This is a genomic window from Candidatus Symbiopectobacterium sp. (assembly GCF_020054415.1).
Lineage (GTDB): Bacteria > Pseudomonadota > Gammaproteobacteria > Enterobacterales > Enterobacteriaceae > Symbiopectobacterium.
The window spans coordinates 1-1,177 of sequence record NZ_JAHWCO010000391.1; the positions used below are offsets into that span (position 1 = coordinate 1).

3 pseudogenes are annotated in these 1,177 nt (G+C 45.5%); 1 reads left to right on the plus strand and 2 read right to left on the minus strand.

What is annotated here, in order from left to right:
* Together QZ506_RS21605 and QZ506_RS11620 are read right to left on the minus strand one after the other, a co-directional pair.
* A pseudogene (locus QZ506_RS21605) lies at positions 1-325 on the minus strand (hypothetical protein); the annotation flags it as partial.
* A pseudogene (locus tag QZ506_RS11620) lies at positions 276-494 on the minus strand (recombinase family protein); the annotation flags it as partial. The pseudogenes QZ506_RS21605 and QZ506_RS11620, both read right to left, overlap by 50 nt.
* An 85-nt stretch (positions 495-579) precedes the next feature.
* Here QZ506_RS11620 and QZ506_RS11625 point away from each other — a divergent pair.
* Positions 580-951: pseudogene (locus QZ506_RS11625) on the plus strand (recombinase family protein); the annotation flags it as partial.
* Positions 952-1,177: the final 226 nt, after the last annotated feature.

A 1,177-nucleotide genomic window follows, 5' to 3' on the forward strand; every position in this document is an offset into this window, starting at 1 on the left:
CATACACGGAAGAAGGGGCACGAAAACCGCCATCTTTATGGAAAACGTAATCACCACCACCGTCATGGCCGTTGTTTAGTCGAACAGCATCACCGCCCTTGTCTTTGTAGATCCACATGCGAACGCTACCATCCTGATTATTAAAACCCAGATGCTTGCTGTTATCCCCTTTCAGCGAGATTTGGGTACCCTGTGAAATAATGTTGTCATTGACCGTTCCGCCAGTACGTTTATCCAGTGCGTTTTTTGCACAATCTACCGTTTCCGTTAAACCAATGTTTAATGCTACGAACCAGCCTGTCGAGCTTCCAGACCACCAGAGTATCCCCCGATTTCAGGCAGTTTAACGCGCGTTTTAATCCGGGTCTCTGGTATGTTTTTCCACTGATTTTATCCTCAAAAATCTGTTCACAATTTGCGCAAATCAAGGGTTTTTGCTGTAAACCGGTGTTTTGGTCATTTTTTGACACCCTCATATAGCCAATTTTTGCCATTTTTAACCTTTTCTCAACCTCGGTAAGCCTTGTAATCGCTGGTTTAGGTCAAAATTTTAGCTAATCTCATGATGTAAGAAAACCTTTGATTACTTTAATATCCAAACTAGAATATGAAGGCATCCATTTTCATAGTTTGACGGATGCCATTGATACTTCTACGTCAGCAGGGCGTTTTTTCTTTCATGTGATGAGTGCGTTGGCGCAAATGGAGCGGGAGCTGATTGTTGAACGTACTCAGGCAGGTCTAGCCGCAGCGAGAAGCAGAGGACGTATTGGCGGTAGACCTTGCTCATTATCTTCTGCACAGCAAGAGCAGGCTAAAAAATTACTTGAGTCCGGTCATAATAGAAAACAGCTGGCATTACTGTATGGCGTTTCATTGACCAGCATCTACAAATATTGTCCAGCTGATCGTACCACTCAAACAGACCAAAGTGCCTCCGATGAAAAATGACGGTGTAATTTCGTTGCACTGATGGAAACAAAAGTAGCCCGTCATTTATCGCACGTTTTGGCTTCAAATATCGCACGCCGCATCAACCAGGTTTTCGGGTTCACTTCCGCTACCACGCCAACGCGTAAAATATTCGCCAGCAGGCGCATCAATTCGGCACTCATGGGGCAGCACTCCCCAGGCTGTTGATCGCGGCGTGTTCAATCGCCTGTAAGTCGGCGGGTGA